15 protein-coding genes are annotated in these 16290 nt (G+C 69.5%); 7 read left to right on the top strand and 8 right to left on the bottom strand.

Annotated features, from left to right (window positions below; all coding sequences use genetic code 11):
* Positions 1-5 precede the first annotated feature (5 nt).
* The 4 genes from Amac_RS26755 to Amac_RS26740 form a co-directional block, all read right to left on the bottom strand.
* On the bottom strand, positions 6-722 hold the full coding sequence (locus tag Amac_RS26755) for a cellulose-binding domain-containing protein (protein WP_155357166.1): 717 nt from the start codon (positions 720-722) through the stop codon (positions 6-8).
* Between the two features lie 130 nt (positions 723-852).
* Entirely contained in the window at positions 853-2085 is a 1233-nt protein-coding gene (locus Amac_RS26750) for a hypothetical protein (RefSeq protein WP_155357165.1), read from the bottom strand.
* 13 nt (positions 2086-2098) lie between these two features.
* Entirely contained in the window at positions 2099-3634 is a 1536-nt protein-coding gene (locus Amac_RS26745; protein ID WP_155357164.1) for a S8 family peptidase, read from the bottom strand.
* A gap of 121 nt (positions 3635-3755) precedes the next feature.
* The gene (locus Amac_RS26740) at positions 3756-3932 is read right to left on the bottom strand and encodes a hypothetical protein (protein WP_155357163.1); all 177 of its coding nucleotides are present in this window, start codon (positions 3930-3932) and stop codon (positions 3756-3758) included.
* Positions 3933-4074: 142 nt separating this feature from the next.
* Here Amac_RS26740 and Amac_RS26735 point away from each other — a divergent pair, with 142 nt between their 5' ends.
* On the top strand, positions 4075-5109 hold the full coding sequence (locus Amac_RS26735) for a uroporphyrinogen decarboxylase family protein (RefSeq protein ID WP_155357162.1): 1035 nt from the start codon (positions 4075-4077) through the stop codon (positions 5107-5109).
* Here Amac_RS26735 and Amac_RS26730 read toward each other — a convergent pair.
* Positions 5106-6296 carry an MFS transporter gene (locus tag Amac_RS26730; protein WP_155357161.1) on the bottom strand — a complete coding sequence of 397 codons (1191 nt, stop codon included), beginning with the start codon at positions 6294-6296 and terminating at the stop codon, positions 5106-5108. The two genes, Amac_RS26735 and Amac_RS26730, sit on opposite strands and share 4 nt — an antisense overlap.
* A gap of 346 nt (positions 6297-6642) precedes the next feature.
* On the opposite strand from Amac_RS26730, the gene Amac_RS26725 reads away from it, so the two are divergent.
* Together Amac_RS26725 and Amac_RS26720 are read left to right on the top strand one after the other, a co-directional pair.
* Positions 6643-7743: a hypothetical protein gene (locus tag Amac_RS26725; protein ID WP_155357160.1), complete on the top strand. Its 1101-nt coding sequence runs from the start codon at positions 6643-6645 to the stop codon at positions 7741-7743.
* A 288-nt stretch (positions 7744-8031) separates the two neighbouring features.
* Positions 8032-8697, top strand: coding sequence for a hypothetical protein (locus Amac_RS26720; RefSeq protein WP_155357159.1), 666 nt, complete (start codon positions 8032-8034; stop codon positions 8695-8697).
* Between the two features lie 7 nt (positions 8698-8704).
* Here the strand turns inward: Amac_RS26720 and Amac_RS26715 are convergent, their stop codons facing one another.
* Positions 8705-9211, bottom strand: a complete 507-nt coding sequence (locus tag Amac_RS26715) for a winged helix-turn-helix transcriptional regulator (protein ID WP_174900229.1) — start codon at positions 9209-9211, stop codon at positions 8705-8707.
* Between the two features lie 78 nt (positions 9212-9289).
* Between Amac_RS26715 and Amac_RS26710 the strand changes: the two genes are divergently transcribed.
* Both Amac_RS26710 and Amac_RS26705 read left to right on the top strand, forming a co-directional pair.
* A complete protein-coding gene (locus Amac_RS26710) occupies positions 9290-10723 on the top strand; it encodes an MFS transporter (RefSeq protein WP_218041297.1) in 1434 nt (477 codons plus the stop codon).
* A gap of 5 nt (positions 10724-10728) precedes the next feature.
* Positions 10729-11220, top strand: a complete 492-nt coding sequence (locus Amac_RS26705; RefSeq protein WP_155357157.1) for a pyridoxamine 5'-phosphate oxidase family protein — start codon at positions 10729-10731, stop codon at positions 11218-11220.
* Here Amac_RS26705 and Amac_RS26700 read toward each other — a convergent pair.
* Positions 11217-12629: an RICIN domain-containing protein gene (locus Amac_RS26700; RefSeq protein WP_155357156.1), complete on the bottom strand. Its 1413-nt coding sequence runs from the start codon at positions 12627-12629 to the stop codon at positions 11217-11219. The genes Amac_RS26705 and Amac_RS26700 overlap by 4 nt on opposite strands.
* Before the next feature lie 304 nt (positions 12630-12933).
* Here Amac_RS26700 and Amac_RS57420 point away from each other — a divergent pair, with 304 nt between their 5' ends.
* The gene (locus Amac_RS57420) at positions 12934-14508 is read left to right on the top strand and encodes a fibronectin type III domain-containing protein (RefSeq protein WP_218041296.1); all 1575 of its coding nucleotides are present in this window, start codon (positions 12934-12936) and stop codon (positions 14506-14508) included.
* A gap of 44 nt (positions 14509-14552) precedes the next feature.
* Here Amac_RS57420 and Amac_RS26690 read toward each other — a convergent pair whose 3' ends face one another.
* Entirely contained in the window at positions 14553-15467 is a 915-nt protein-coding gene (locus Amac_RS26690; protein WP_155357155.1) for an NmrA family NAD(P)-binding protein, read from the bottom strand.
* Positions 15468-15650: 183 nt separating this feature from the next.
* Here Amac_RS26690 and Amac_RS26685 point away from each other — a divergent pair, with 183 nt between their 5' ends.
* Positions 15651-16271 carry a hypothetical protein gene (locus Amac_RS26685; RefSeq protein WP_155357154.1) on the top strand — a complete coding sequence of 207 codons (621 nt, stop codon included), beginning with the start codon at positions 15651-15653 and terminating at the stop codon, positions 16269-16271.
* The last annotated feature ends 19 nt before the right edge of the window (positions 16272-16290 follow it).

Here is a 16290-nt window from a genome sequence, read left to right as displayed (position 1 = left end):
TGGGCTCAGGAGCAGAGCACTCCGTTGACCCTGAACTGGGCGGGCACCGGGTTGGCGTTGGTGTGCGTGCCGTTGGTGCCGATCTGGACGTTGCCGCCCGGGGGGATGACCGCGTTCCACGGGAGGTTCCTGGCGGTCACATTGGCGCCGGTCTGGGTCCAGGTGGCGCCGAACGGGTTGGTGATCTGCTGCCCCGGGTGGGGGAAGGTGAAGGCGAGAGTCCAGGAGTTGACGGCGATCGACCCGGTGTTGAAGATCTTGATCTGGGTGAAGAAGCCGGTGCTGTTGTAGGTGTTGGTCAGGTACTCCACCCGGCAGGACGGGGGCACGGGGAGGCCCTGCCGGGCGATCACCGAGACCGGGTCGGACACGACGCTCAGGTTCCCGGCCGCGTCCTTGGCCTGCACCCGGTAGACGTACGTCTGCCCGGTGACCAGCCCGGATTCGGCGAACATCGGCAGCTGGGTCGCGGGCGCCGTGCCCACCTTGACGAAGCCGGCCGGCATCTGCCGGAACACGTCATAGCCGGTGACGCCGACGTCGTCGGTGGACGGGGTCCAGCAGAAGGCCGTACCCGGGTAGTCGGCGAGGCAGTTGTCGCGCAGCCCGGTCGGTTTCGACGGCGGCGAGGTATCCACCGCCGCCACGGCGGCGGCGGAGCCGAACGCGAACACGAGGGCGGCCAGGGCGGCCCCGGCGCCCGCCCGAAGGACGTTTCGCATGATGTCCTCTCTGATCGGGAACGGCCTGTTCCCATCTGCCGGGATCGTCCGGTCTAGCCCGCCAGCCGTCAAAATCCCTGGTGTGGAGGCGGCTGTTCGCTCAGTTCAGGACGGCGAAGCGCTGAATATTTCACCTGACAGTCATGGCCTGGATCATGGCGTTGGCGACCTCGCGGCCGGTGACCGTGCCGTGGCTCTTGATGAAGGTGTCGGACTGGAGGTTGTAGACCTTTCCCGGGCGGAAGGCGTACGTCGCGTCGGCGTCGAGGAGAGAGTCAGGGGGCGCGGTCACCTGCGGGGTGCGCAGGGCGCCGTTGCGGCCCAGGCCGCCGTAGGTGTCGTCCGGGCCGCCGACGGCCGAGGCGTTCTGCCGGGCCAGGCGGGAGATGACCGCGTACGCGATGCCCACGGCCAGATCGTTGGCCGTGTGGGTGATCAGCATGGGCCCGGTCAGGCGGCCGGGGGACAGGACACCCTGGAAGAAGCCGTCCTTGTCGCCGTCGTAGTCGGTGGACAGCGCGTAGTGGCTGAAAGCGCCCTGCAGCAGCGAGATGGAGTGCAATGGCGCGTGCCGTCGTGCCGCCGCCGTCACCAGACGGGCGCCGAAGGAATGCCCGGCCAGATGCCGCCGCACGTTGGGCGCCACGGTCGCCAGGTCGTTCAGCAGCCGGGCCACCCCCGTCGACCCCACCGTTCCCGCGCGCTCCTTCATCGTGAAGTACGTCGTCGTGTTGAGCAGCAGCCGCCCGGCCCGGAAGACGTCGCTGAACGACGCCAGCCCGCCGCCGATCGAGCCCGCCCCGCCCGGGGCCTCCGGCAGCAGCGCGAGCGGCAGCGGTTCTCCGGCCAGCGAGAACGCCGTCCCGGCGTCGCCCACCGTGAGGAGCGAGGGCGGCGGCTCCTCGTCGCCCGGCGCCACGGCGGGCAGCGAGCCGCGCAGCAGGCCGAGGAACCGGGCCTGCGCGGCGGCGGAGTCCAGGTCGCCGACGAGCGCGTCCAGGGCCGCCGCCAGCTCCGGGTCGGGGACCGTCTCCTGGATCTCCCGCCTGAGCTGGGCCGCGCCGTCGTCCACCCCGAGGCCGCCGCCCGCCAGCTGCCCCGGCTCGGCCCACCGGATCGAGGGCCAGAGCACGCCGATCACGGCGAGGTTCATCCCGCCGGGGCGGCGCACGCTGTCCAGGCTGGCGGCCAGGTCCTGGTACAGCGCCTCGGCCGCCGCCATGTCGTTGTTCCAGCCGTGCGACAGCACCAGGATGTCGGTCACGCCGGGCGCCCGGACCAGGTCCAGCGCCCGCTGCCGCTCGGCCGGGTCGTGCGGCTCGCCGGTGGAGCGGAACTGCACCTTCGCGTACGGGAATCGCACCGGAGTCTCCCTTTCAGACCAGCTGGATGGCGCGCATGGCGTCGACGAGCCCGGCGCCCTGGAAGGACCTGTCCCGGCCCAGGTCGATGGCCGAGCGCATCAGCGTCTCCTTGACCTCCCGGGGACGGCCGATGAACTCGCGGTGCACCGACAGGAAGCCCGCGATCACCCCGGACACGTGCGGCGCGGCCATCGACGTGCCCGAGTCCTCGACGAACATGGCGTCCTTCACGGTGTCGGTGGCCCGCCGCAGCAGGGCGCCGGAACCGGCGCTGACGATGCGCTCGCCGGGCGCGACCAGGTCGGGCTTGGGCCGCCCGTCCCCGGTGGGGCCCTTCGACGAGAAATACGACACCCCGCTGACGTGCGGGCTGTTCGAGGTGGACCCGACCGTGATCGCCAGGTCGGAGTTGCCGGGGTCGTTGATGGTCATGTCCAGGCCGAGCCGTACGGCCCTGCTGCCGGTGTCCTGGGCGAAGCCGTAACCGGTGTTCCCGGCCGCGACCACCACGACGACGCCGCTGCGGACCAGCAGGTCGACCTCGCGGCAGACGGGGCTGAGCCCGGCCCCGAACCAGCTGGGGTCGAACGGGTAGCCGACCGACAGGTTGACGCCGTGCACCTTGAGCTCGCGCCCGCCCGCGTTCAGGTCGTTGATGTACTGCAGGGCCGCCAGCACGGCCGTGACGTCGCCGGTGCCGTCGTCGCGGAGCACCTTGCAGGACAGCAGGCGGCAGCGGGGCGCCATGCCGCGGAACGACTCGACCTCCAGCCGGCGCACGTCCAGCTGCCCGGTCATGGCGTTGCGCTCGTCCTGGTACCAGGCGGCGGCGATGAGCGGCGCGGCCTTGCTGATCGACTCGCCCGCCAGGATGCCGGCCACGTGGGTGCCGTGGCCGTGCTCGTCGAGCAGGGCCTCGGCGTGGGTCTTGCCGGGCACGAAGCTGCGATGCCGGATGCCGGGCAGCTCCTCCAGGTTGCGATGCAGGTCGAAATGGGCGTGCGGGGCGATGCCCGAGTCCAGCACCGCCCACACGATGCCCTCGCCGGAGGCCTCGAAGGTGCGGTGCGCGGCGGCGCACTTGGTGGTGATCACGCTGCGGTGGGTGAGCGGGGTGACCTCGAAGTTGGGCCACAGCCGGTGGATCGACCAGCGGGGCGCGCCCGGCGTGGACGCGTCGGCGCGGCTGCGGCCCTTCGCCATGTCCCGGTCGACCAGGTCGCGGATCTCGTCGGCGGTCAGCGCCACCGCCAGATACGACCCGACCTGCCGCGTCTCGGTTCCGGCCACTTCCCGGACCAGCGCGTTGACCTGCTCGTACGCCCCGCGCACGCCGCCCGGATGGGAGGTGCGCAGCTCGATCACCACACCCAGCTGGCGGCCTTCCGCCACCGCCATGCGCTCCATCAGCGGGCGCGAGATGATCGAGTCGGCCACCAGGTCGGGCGCGGCCGGGACGTGTTCCCGCGGCGAGGTTCCGTCGGACGTCGCGCCGTACTCGCGGGGGATCTCCGGCCCGCCCCCGCCCGGATCGCCCGGCATGCTCATTGCCCACCTCCCCGCTCGTGGCGGTCCACGTTAAGCGCGGGGGAGTGCGGCCGGATCCGGATCCGGCCTAGGGAAACCCCTAGTCCCTTACCCCGGGATCGGAATTCGAAGCCGTCCAGACCTACTTGACGCGGGTCTTGCTTTTGCCGCACAGGCACTGGCTGGTGACGACGTTCCCGATCCGCTCGATCTCCAGCCACTCGTGCCGGTGGAAGAGCTTCCCCTTGGCCCCTTCGGTCACGGGTGACTCGGCGGCAGCCGTCTCCTCCCGAGCCGGGCCTCTGACCTCAACATCCATGATCGATCCCCCTGATGTCTTGCTACTACTCCCTTGTCGTGACTTTTCGTTCCATCGGTTGTCCCTGGCGGGCGGAGCCATGGCACGGCGTGCTCTTGCCGGGATCGGCTGGGCGGGGCAAGGTCGGGGGAGGAGGTCGCTCATGGTGATTGACGGTGTTCTGGTGACGACGGTGGTCGGCAGCTACCCGCAGCCCGACTGGCTGGTCAACCGGGAGATGCTCGGCAGCAGGCTGCCGCCCCGGGTGCGGGCCAAGGAGATCTGGCGGATCCCCGAGGAGTTCCTCGCCGAAGCGCAGGATGACGCCACGATCATCGCCATCCGCGACATGGAACGCGCGGGCATCGAGATCATCACCGATGGCGAGATCCGCAGGGAGAGCTACTCCAACCGCTTCGCCACCGCCCTGGACGGCATGGACGTGGAGAACCCCGGCACCGCCATCGACCGCACCGGCCACCCCAACCCCGTGCCCCGCGCGGTCGGCCCGATCCAGCGCACCCGCCCGGTCGAGGTCGGGGACCTGGAGTTCCTGCGCCGCAACACCGGCCACCCGGTCAAGATCACCATACCGGGCCCGTTCACCATGGCCCAGCAGGCCCAGGACGACTTCTACGGCGACCGCCGCTCCCTGGCGCTCGCCCTGGCCGACGCCGTCCGCGCCGAAGTCGCCGACCTGTTCGCCGCGGGCGCCGACATCGTGCAACTGGACGAGCCCTATCTCCAGGCCCGCCCCGAAGCCGCCCGCGAGTACGCGGTGGAAGCCATCAACCGCGCCATCGACGGCCTCCCTGGCCCGGTCGCCCTGCACACCTGCTTCGGCTACGCGGCGATCGTCCACGAGCGGCCCCCCGGCTACTCCTTCCTCGCCGAACTCAACGACTGCGCCGCTGGCCTGATCGCCATCGAAACCGCCCAGCCCGGCCTCGACCTGTCCATCCTCAAGCAGCTCCCCGGCAAGACCGTCATCCTCGGCGTCGTCGACCTGTCCACCCCGGACGTGGAGTCCCCGGAGTCCATCGCGGCCCGGATCCGCGAGGCCCTGCGCTACCACCCGCCGCACCAGCTCCAGATCGCTCCCGACTGCGGCATGAAATACCTGCCCCGCCCCCGCGCCTTCGCCAAACTCCAGGCGATGACCGAAGCGGTCGCCCTGGTCCGCCGCGAACTGGCCTAGCGCTGAGCCGTGGACTCCTCGCGGGTCAGGCTGGGTACGGCACTGCCGGGCCTGTCCCCGGGGAGGAAGCGGGACGTCACCGCGATCACCACGCCGAGGACCAGGCCGAACGCCATGGCCACCCGCAGCGAGGTCGCGTCGGCCAGGAAGCCGATGATCACCGGCCCGAGCAGCAGGCCCGCGTAGCCGATGGTGGCGGTCTGGGCGATGGCCGGGCCGGACTGCGCGGGGTCGGCGCTGCCCGCCAGGGACAGCGCGAACGGGATGACGGGCGCGATCCCGAGCCCGGCCAGGAGCAGGACCGGCAGGACCACCCCCGCCGCCGGGGCCGTCACGACGACCGTGAACGCGGCCACCGTCGCGACGCCGCTGGCGGTGAGGTGGGCGCGGGCGCCGTACCGGGCCCGGAGGCGGTCTCCGGCGAGGCGGCCGATGAGCATGCCGGTCACGAACAGGGGATAGCCCAGCGCGGCCAGCCACTCGGGGGCGTCGAGGATGTCGCGCAGGTAGAGGCCGTTCCAGTCGGCGACCATGCCCTCGACCGTGAACGCCGCGAACACGACGACGCCGAGCAGGTACACGACCCGGGGCAGCCCGCGCCGTGCACCGGCGTCCTCCTCCGGCGCGGGCGGGTCGGCCAGGAACGCGGGGATGAGCGCGAGCGCGGCCGGGACGCCGGCCAGCCCGACGGTGACCAGGTGGGGCGTGAACGTCAGCCCCAGCCGGATGGCCGCGAAGCCGAGGACGCCCGAGACGATCGCGCCGAAGCACCAGCCGGCGTGCATGCCGCTCAGCAGCGGGCGCCCGTACCCGGCCTCCACCGCGGCGCCCTGCGCGTTCATCGCGACGTCGAGCAGGCCGAAGGTGATCCCGAACACGCTCGTGGCGACCAGGAGCAGCGGGTAGGAGGGGGCTGCCCCCACCAGCGCGAGCGAACCCGCGCAGCTGGGCCCGGCCATCGCCAGGATGCCCCGGCCGCCCAGCCGCCGCATCAGGGGGCGAGCCGCCTGCATGCTGGCCAGCGAGCCGATCCCCAGCGCGAGCAGCGCTAGGCCCAGCTGCCCTTCCGACAGTTCGAGCTTCTCGGTGAGCGCGGGCATGCGCACGGCCATCGTGCCCGAGAAGATCCCCGCGAGGATGAAGGTGAGAGTCGTGCTGATCCGGGCCCCGCGCAGGCCGTGTCCCATTGACTGTCCTTCCGGGCATCGAAAATGATCAAGGGGACATTCCCTTAGTCCGGCGGACGAGAGGGCGGATAAGGGTGGCCGAAAATGGGCCATGAAGTTCGGCGAATATAGGGCCGCGCGGTTCTTCCCGAAATCGCTCCGGAGGGGTCCACCGGACCATCATGCCGTACCAATGAATCGTTCGCGAAAACGAAATACACGAGTAACTCGAATTCGCACGTCAAAGGGCCTTGACAACGGAGTTGGCGTCCAGTCGGTGAAATGAGTCTTCGCAACGGTTGATTTCCAGCCTATGAACGTCAGGACGGCCTGCACCGGCCGATTTCCCGAGTAGTGAGGAAGCGTGATGTCGCCAATCCGATTACCCCTCCGCAGGATTCTTCTCGCCCTGGTGTCGGCAGCCCTGGTGGCGGCCGGGCTGACCGCGCTGAGCGGTCCGGCGCAGGCGGCCGTGCCGAACCGGTGGGGATTCGCGCTCGTCAACATCCCGTCCGGGGTGCCGGACCCGAGCCACCAGGCCGGCAGCTGGCCGGCCGCGTTCAGCGTCAACGTCTCCCCGGGCGTGGTCGGGCAGACGTTCGTACGGTTCCCGCAGATCGGCGGCCCCGGCGGGATCGTGCACGTCACGGCCGTGGTCAGCGCACCGGCCTGGTGCCAGGTCGAGAAGTGGAACGCGGTCGGCGTCGACGAGGTGGTCAGCGTGCGCTGCTACCGGTTCGGCGGGGTGCCCGGGTTCGTGCCGTTCACCATCGTCTACGAGGAGAGCAGCGGCCCGCTCCCGCCGGGCACCCACGGCTTCGGCTACGTCGCCTACAACGGCGCGGCGGTCGTCGGCTCCTACAACTCGGTGCTCGCCGCGAACACCGTGGTGCCGGGCGGTCTCGGCGTCTGGACGGTCACCCTGAACGGCCTGGGCTCGCCGTCGCCCGCGGGCAACATCCAGGTGACCGCGGTCAATCCGACCGCTCCCGCCCGGTGCAAGGTCGGCGGCTGGGCGCCTTCGGCGGCTGTGCAGACCGTGCAGGTGCGCTGCCATGACGGGGTCAACAATCCCTTCAACACCGGCTGGAACCTGACCTACCAGCGGGAGCGGGCGATCACCGGCGGGGCGATCCCGCCGAAGAACTTCGCCTACACCTTCGATCTCAACCCGGCCAATCCGGGCCCGTACGTCCCGGCTCCGCCGGGCATCAACTACAACTCGCAGGGCGGCGTCAACACGGTGCAGACCGCCGGCGCCGGCATGCGGCTGGTGCTCTTCCCGAGGGTCGGCGTGCTGCGTGACCACGTCCAGGTCACGGCGTACGGACCCGGTCCGGAGTACTGCAACCTGCTGACGACGTGGGGGACGGGCGGCAGCCAGGCCACCGTGCGCGACGTGGTTTGCTACAACGCCACGACACGGCTGGACCGCCAGTCGCTGGTCACCTACACCTCGGAGTTCTAAACGATGGGATGGAGGCGCCGGCGGGCGCCGATCCGCCGGCGCCTCCACATGTGGGGACGAAACTTTCGGATTAGCTCCGAGAGTTTTCGCCCTTGAAACATAGGTACTACTCGGTGATCCGGTCAATCCTTCAAACGGTCATCCTCACTGAGCCCGAAAGTTTCGGCCTCCAGTGGCAGCACCATCCCTCCACCGTAACCCGCCCGGGAAAAGCGGGCGTGTCATCGCTTTATGTAGTCGTCAGCTACTTAGGGTGACAACGTTTCGTGTCCAGAGAGGGATCCACATATGCGCACCATCCGTCTGATCGCGTCCGCCGTCGCCGGCGCGGCCCTGGCCATGTCCACCGTCACCGTGGCCACGGCCGAGGCCCCGCGGACCGAGTACTGCTCCAGCACCCAGGGCGGCCTCTACTTCTCGCCCTGGGGCAAGGCGACGGTCCTCTGGGAACCCAAGATCAGGGAGCTGGTCCAGAAGTACGACGGGACCTGGGACGCGATCAAGCCGGTCAGCCGCGTCATCGGCGCGGACGGCGCCGACCTCGGCATCACGATGCCGATCGGCATGCAGCACGACAGCATCGGCCTGGACGGCCGCATCTGCTACCCCGGCGGGTTCTCCATCACCTTGAAGAACGGCTCCCACCTGCGCATCGACGACGGGTTCGCGATCCGCGTGATGCCCTGCGGCGCCTACGCCAGGCCGGTCGTCAACGGCGTGCGCGCCACCCGCGAGGTCCAGCTGGCCACCTGCTTCGCCCCCGACGCGCTGGCGTCGGTGGCCGGGATCAAGGAAGGCGGCCTCGGCGGCGGCGTCCGGCCCTGGCCGTTCAAGGTCTCCCAGTCCCTCGCCGGGATCATCAACACGATCCTGGGCGAGCGCGCCCTGACCCCCGGCGAGCCCCTGTTCACCCTGGCCCCGATCCTGAAGTTCACCCCGTTCCGCGCTCCCTGATCATCGCTCAGCCGGTGTTCGCCCGGCCCGCCGCGAGCACCTCCCGGGCGATGGCGTCCCGCTCCGCCGAGTCCCGCTCCGCGGCCTCCTGCTCGGCCGTCACCCGGGCGTCGTACGCCGCGCGGGCGAAGGCGATCTCGTTCTGGTGCTCCTCGGTCCAGGTGACCAGCGCGCGGATGGTGTGATGCAAGGTCACGCCCAGCGGGGTGAGCTCGTAGTCCACGCGCGGCGGCACGGCCGGATACACGGTGCGGCTCACCAGGCCGTCGCGCTCCAGCTGGCGCAGCGTCCGGGTGAGCATGCGCTGGCTGATGCCCTCGATCCTGCGGCGCAGTTCGGAGAAGCGCAGGCTGCGCTGGTCCAGCAGGGCGATGACCAGCAGTGACCATTTGTCGGCGATCCGGTCGAGAATCTGCCGGACCTCGCAGTCCTCCCGGGTATCCCACTGGAGAACGTCGTAGTCGCCATCGGTATCCCCGCAGTAACCGGGGGACTTTGAAGTGCCGTCTTCCATGGTCATTGATGGTGTCCCAGGATGCTGCTGGTTACAAGAGATAACCAGCAGCCATCTGAAGAACCAAGGAGTTCCCCCATGTCAACACCACAAGGCCGGATGGACGGGCGCGCTTGGGGCGTCTTGTTCGTCCTGTGCGGAGCGATCTTCCTGGAGGGGATCGACGTGGCGATGCTGAATGTGGCGTTGCCGTCGATCCGGGCCGATCTGGGCCTGTCCACCGGAACGCTCAGCGGTGTCGTCAGCGCGTACGTGCTGGGCTACGGCGGGTTCATGCTGCTGGGCGGCCGGACCGCCGACCTGCTGGGCCGCCGCCGGATGTTCCTGTTCTGGCTGACCGTCTTCCTGGTCTTCTCCGGCCTGGGCGGGTTCGCGACCGAGGGCTGGATGCTGCTGGTCGCCCGGTTCGTCACCGGAGTCTCCGCCGCGTTCATGGCCCCCGCCGGGCTGGCCCTCGTCACCGGCAACTTCCCCGAGGGGCCGCGGCGCACCAAGGCGCTGGGCGTCTACGCCGGGACGGCCGCGGGCGGCTTCTCGCTCGGCCTGGTCGCCGGTGGCGTCCTGGCCTCATTCGGCTGGCGGTGGGTGTTCTTCGCGCCGGTGATCCTCTCCGCGGTGATCCTGCTGGCCGCCATCCCGCTCATCAAGGATCCGGGCACTCCGGAGCGCGCGGGACGGCGCTTCGACCTGGCCGGCGCGTTCAGCATCACCGGCGCGATGCTCGCGCTGGTGTACGGGGTCGTCCGCCTGGAGCACCCCGGCAACGGCTGGGCCGGCACGGTGGCCGCGTTCGCCGCCGGACTGGCTCTGCTGGCGGCCTTCGTCGTCATCGAACGCCGCTCGCCCGACCCTCTGGTCCGGCTGGGCATCCTGCGCTCCGGCCCGCTGGTGCGCGCCAACCTGGGGGCGTTGCTGTTCCTCTGCTCCTTCGCCGGCTTCCAGTTCCTGGTCACCCTCTACCTGCAGGAACTGCGCGGCTGGAGCACCCTCCAGACGGGCCTGGCCATGCTGGTGATCGGTGTCGACACGATTCTCGCCCCCACCCTGACGCCACGGCTGGTGAACCGATTCGGCAACGCCCGGGTGCTGTTCGCCGGGATGCTCCTGGCGGCCCTGGCCTACGCCCTGTTCCTGCCCGTCGGCCTGGACTGGGCCTACACCGCCATGCTCCCGACCATGATCCTGCTGGGCCTGGCCTTCTCCCTGGCGTACGGCCCGCTGACCATGGCCGCCACCGACGGCATCGACGAAGACGAGCACGGCCTGGCCGGCGGCCTGCTCTACACCGCCATACAGTTCGGCACCGCCCTCGGCCTGTCCGCGGTGACCGCCGTCAACGTCGCGGCCCTCGGCGACGACACCGCACCCCAGGCGGGACTGGACGCGCTCCAGACCGCCCTCCTCGTCCCGGTCGCCGCCGGGATCCTCGGCGCGGCCGTCATCGCCTCCGGCCTCGGCGCCCGCCGCGCGCCTCGGACTCCGGAGCCCGTGCCCGCCGAGACCTTGGCCTGACCCCGATGGCCACCGAAGCGAGTTCCTTCGCCGCGATCCAGGACGAGTTCAACGCCTACATCGGCGACATCGTCTACGCCACCATGACCACCGTCGACCAGAAGGGTCGCCCCCGGGCCCGCGTGCTGATCCCCATCTGGGAGCTCGTCGCAGACCACCCGATCGGCTGGCTGGCCACGTACAAGACCCCCGTCAAGACGGCCCACCTGGCAGCCAACCCGCACACCACGTTCTCCTACTGGAGCCCACGCCAGAACGCCGTCAGCGTCGACACCGTCGCCGAATGGGTCGACGACCTGGACACCAAGCGCCACGTATGGGACCTCTACCGCAAAACCAGCCCACCAGGAGCCGGATACGACCTGGGCCGCTTCTGGCGAGAAGGCCCCACCGACCCCCAACTCCAGGTGCTGGCCCTACGCCCCTGGCGCATCCAGGTCATCCGAGGCACCGACCTCCGCAGCAAGATCTGGAGAGCCGACAGAAGCCCTGGTTAGAGCGCGGTGCGGGTGAGCTGCTGTTGGTTGCCGGTGTGGCAGGCGTACTGCTGGAACTGGATGTTGTCGGTGAGGGAGGCGCTGGGGAGGTCCAGGCAGCGGCCGGAGTGGCGGGCCACCAGGCGGAGGTAGCCGCCGCCCGCGTCCTGGAGGGTCCACTGCTGGTTGGCGCCGGAGCCGCAGGTGTACTGCAGGATCGTGGCGTAGTCGGCGGTGCTCGCGCTGTTCACGTCCAGGCATTTGCCGGAATGGTGGGCGATGACCTGGACGTAGCCGCCGCTGATCGACTGGATTCGCCACTGCTGGTTGGCGCCGCCGTTGCAGGTGTACTGCACGACGGCGGCGCTGTTGGCGGTCGACTGGTTGCGCACGTCCAGGCATTTGCCCGAATGCCGTACGGCCAGGCGGTCGAACCCGGAACCGGTCGCCGACAGGGTGCCGGTGGTCGTGTCGACGCTGAGCTGGCGGGCGTTGGACAGGCTCATCGTGGTGCCGGTCGGGAACGTGATGGGCAGCCAGACGTAGCGGGAGTCGTTGACCGGGCCGCCCCACGCGCCGGCCCAGCGGTCGCCCATGTAGAGGTACGACGTGGTCTGCGTGCCCTGGATGGGCAGCACGAACGTGGACTGGGAGCCGAACGTGAGGCCGTCGCCGGCGTTCTGCCAGGCGCTCCACGGGCCGGTGACGCTGGTGGCGGTGGCGTACCTGGCCTGGTTGGGCTGCCAGCCGGTGGCGGCCGAGGTGAGCAGGAAGTAGACGCCGTTGCGCTTGAACATCGCGGGCGCTTCGCGATGGTCGCCGTCCCACATCCGGACAAGCGCTGAGATCGACCGGTAGTCCGGCGTAAGCCGGTAGATGTGCAGATCGAAGTTCTCATCCGCCGCGGAGATCATGTACCCGGTGCCATCCGTGTCCACGAACGCCGTGATATCCCGGGACATATGCCCCAGCGGGCGGAAACTGCCGAGATATGTGTAGTTGCCGTCCACGGTGGACGACACCGCCACCGCCGCCCGGGCCTCGCCGTAGTCGCTGCCGTTCTCCTTGTGCATCCACATCACGTACTGGCCGGTGCTCGCGTTGTAGATGACCTTCGGCCGTTCGATGTTGGCGACCTGGAGTTCCGCCGCGCTCGACTGGGTGAGCACGTTGTTGCGGAACTCCCAGGTCCGTAGATCCGCCGAGCGATACACCGACACGTACCGGAAGGTGCCGTTGGCGTTGCGGTTCTCGCCGAACCAGTAGTAGTACGCGCCTACCTTCAGCACGCCGCCGCCGTGCGCGTGCACCAGCGCGCCGCTCGTGTCGGTGAACTGCGCCCCGACGGGCACGGTCACCACCGCCGCGGCGGCCGGGCTTCCCGCCAGGATCAGCGCCAGCGCCAGCACGAGTGCCACGATTCTGGGCATGAGGGCTCCCTCTTTGTCGCCGCCGGCGCGATGGGCACCCGAAAATTACGGCCGGAATCCGGAAGCCGCAACGACGAAGATCATCGGAACTGGGCGACAGGGGCTCTCAACGGGGGTTATGCCCTCCGGCCCCCGGCCGAAATAACGAAAATTACATTCCCGTTTCGGAAAAGCCGCAGGTAGCCGATATCGGCCCTGGTCATGACATGCCTATCCGATCAGTCGGCTCCTAGCATCGCCTGAGCCGACCACAGGAGTACGCATGCGCCGAAAAATCAGCACCTTTCTCACGATTTTGCTAACCATGGTGGGGGCAGTCGTCTTCGGCTTCACCGCCCCCGCCCAGGCCGCCCCCGTGCGCGTCATGCCGCTGGGCGACTCGATCACCGGTTCCCCCGGCTGCTGGCGGGCCCTGCTCTGGAACCGCCTGCAGAGCAACGGCCTCACCAACGTCGACTTCGTCGGCACGCTCGGCCCCCAGGGCTGCGGGGTGCCGTACGACGGGGACAACGAAGGCCACGGCGGGTTCCTCGCCACCAACGTCGCCAACGCCAACCAGCTGCCCGGCTGGCTGTCGGCCACCAATCCCGACGTCGTGCTGATGCACTTCGGCACCAACGACGTGTGGAGCAACATCGCCCCGGCCACCATCCTCACCGCGTTCGGCAAGCTCGTCGACCAGATGCGCGCCAGCAACCCGAACATGAAGATCCTGGTCGCCAAGATCATCCCAATGGCGGCCAGCGCCTGCGGCCCCTGCCCGCAGCGGGTCGTCGACTTCAACAACGCCATCCCCGCCTGGGCCGCGGGCAAGACCACCGCCGCCTCGCCGATCACCGTGGTCGACCATTGGACCGGCTTCAACACCGCCACCGACACCTACGACGGCGTGCACCCGAACGCGGCCGGCGACCAGAAGATGTCCAACGCGTGGTACCCGGTGCTGGCCCCCCTGGTCGGCGGCGGCGACGTCACCCCGCCCAGCGTGCCCGGCACCCCGGTCGCCTCCAACGTGACCTCCACCGGCGCCACCCTCAACTGGACCGCCTCCACCGGCGGCACCGGCGGTGTCGCCGGCTACAACGTGCACCGAGAGCAGGGCGCCACCGACCCGCTGCTGGCCTCGCCCACCACCAACACCGTCACCCTCACCGGCCTGACCCCGAACACCCAGTACCAGATCTACGTACGGTCCAGGGACGCCGCGGGCAACCTCTCCGCCAACTCCGGCCTGGTCACCTTCACCACCCAGCCCAGCACCTGCGTCGACACCACCCCACCCAGCGCCCCGGGCGCCCCGACCGCGTCCGGCGTGACCGCCTCCGGCGCGACCCTCACCTGGGCCGCCTCCACCGACTCCGGCTGCTCCGGCCTCGCGGGCTACAACGTCTACCGCGAGCAGGGCGCCACCGACCCGCTCCTCGGCCAGACCACCGGCACCACGCTCTCCCTCACCGGCCTGACCGCGAACACCACCTACCAGATCTACGTCCGCGCCCGGGACAACGCCGGCAACCTCTCCGGCAACTCCCCCCTCGGCACCTTCACCACCACCGGAGGCACCGGCGGCGGCGCCTGCACCGTCGTCCCGACCACCCAGACCCAGTGGGGCAACGGCTACGTGATCCAGCCGGTCACCGTCACCGCGGGCACCTCGCCGATCACCTCCTGGACGGTCACCTTCACCCTCCCGGCCGGCCACACCGTCACCGGCTCCTGGAACGCCACCTTCACCCAGAGCGGCCAGACGGTAACCGCCAAGAACGTCGCCCACAACGGCAACCTCGCCGCCGGAGCCAGCACGTCCTTCGGCTTCCAGGGCAGCCGCCCCAACGGCAACACCTCAGTCCCCACCGCCTACACCTGCACCTCCCCCTGATTCCCCACCGGCCGGGCTCCCGCACTGGGGGCCCGGCCAGCCCTTCAGAGCGACAACTCCGGGTGGAATTCGAGGAATTCGCGGATACCCGAGGCGGGCTTTCCGGTGAGGAGCTCAACGTCGGCGGTGACGCGGTCATAACGGTTCTTGGCGTGCAGCCGGGCCATGGTGACCACATGGTCGAACAGATGCGGAGGCAGATTCAGGGGCCGGAGGCTCTGATCGACCCACTCGCCGAGCGGAACGTCGATGTAGGTGACCGGCCGGTCGAGCACCTCGGAGAATTCCGCCGCCATGTCCGTCAAATCACACGATCGGGGACCGGTCAGTTCGTAGACATTCCCAACGTGAGGGCCACGGGACCGCAGAATCGCGGCCACCGCCTCGGCCACATCATGCGCCACGACCGGAGAGGTACGGCCCGAGCCGAACGGCAGCCGTATCGTCCCATCCTTCTTGATCGACGAGACCGCCAAGATCATGAAAAGCGGATTCTCCATGAACACCGTCGGCCTGACGTGCACAACCGGAACACCCGACCAGTTCAGCGCCTGCTCGGCCAGCCAGTGATACCGCTGATGAACCGACTCCTCCGTACTCATCAGATCCATCTGCGAGACGGTCATCTGGGACATGTTCACAAAAGCGTCCAGCCCTCCGTAACGGCGGGCGACCGCAGCCGTGGTGAGCGAGGCCTCCAGATAGTCCGGCGAGACGCTCATACCGAAGTACATACGCCGGCACCCCTCCACGGCCCGCACGACGTCGGGCGCGCGGCTGAGATCCCCCACCACCACCTCCGCGCCCATAACCCGCAACGCCTCGACCCGCTCGTCCTCCCGATGCACGAGCGCACGAACAGGCAGGCCGTCCCGCCGGAGCAGCTCGACCACGGTCCGCCCGACCGCGCCGACCCCTCCGGCGGCCCCGGTCACCAGAATCGGCCGTTCATCGGGCACCGGAACCTCCCCGTCTGAGCCGAGTAGCTCATGATGTGGCCAGAGTGCCCAGGCCCTTAACGCCCGAATCGCGACATGTACGACTTAGACCGTGGCATGGGTGTCAGCAGGCATTTCACGGATGCGGATCGAGTGAAAGCCGGGGTCAACCAGGGCGCAAGGGGCTGCCAGTAGTTTCAGGGCATGTTCTCTCGAATCGCTTTAGGTGGCGTCGCCGTGGTGGCGGGCGCCGTGATGATGTTTCCCGCTCCGGCCAGCGCGCAGACCAAGCCCGCGCCCGCCACGGTGGCGAAGAAGCTGTTCCACGCCTGGCTCAAGAACGACAAGGTGGCGGCGGCCAAGGTCGCGACACCCGGGGCGGTGAACAGTATTTTCGCGTACGTGTTCAAGGCACCGGACAAGTTCGCCGGGTGCAAGGGCAACTACTGCCGGTTCGTGCACACCAGCGTGAACGTGCCGGGCGACCTCAACGGTCTCGGCATGGTCGTGACCGGCAACAAGGTGACGCGGGTCTACCGCTCGCGGTTCGCGTCCCCGGGGACCGTGACCAAGCACTTCCACAAGGCGTTCGTGCTGGGGGACCGGCGGCAGGCGCTGGAGGTGGCGACCCAGGCCGCCGTCGACACCCGCTTCAAGGTCAAGTACGACCCGAACGGCGTCACGCACTTCTACCAGGGCTGCAGCAAGGAGCCGAAGGGATACGCGTGCGCGTACTCCTACGAGGGCGGCGCGGTGGTCATGCACGTGCGCGGGTCCAAAGCCAGGGGCTACGAGGTGGCCAGCGTGAGCTTCATCGCCGACTGAGCCCAAACGAGCAAAATCG

The sequence above is a fragment of the Acrocarpospora macrocephala genome, from assembly GCF_009687865.1.
Classification (GTDB): Bacteria; Actinomycetota; Actinomycetes; order Streptosporangiales; family Streptosporangiaceae; genus Acrocarpospora; species Acrocarpospora macrocephala.
The sequence above is the reverse complement of the archived record's forward strand: the minus strand, read 5'-3'. Positions and strand labels throughout refer to the sequence as shown.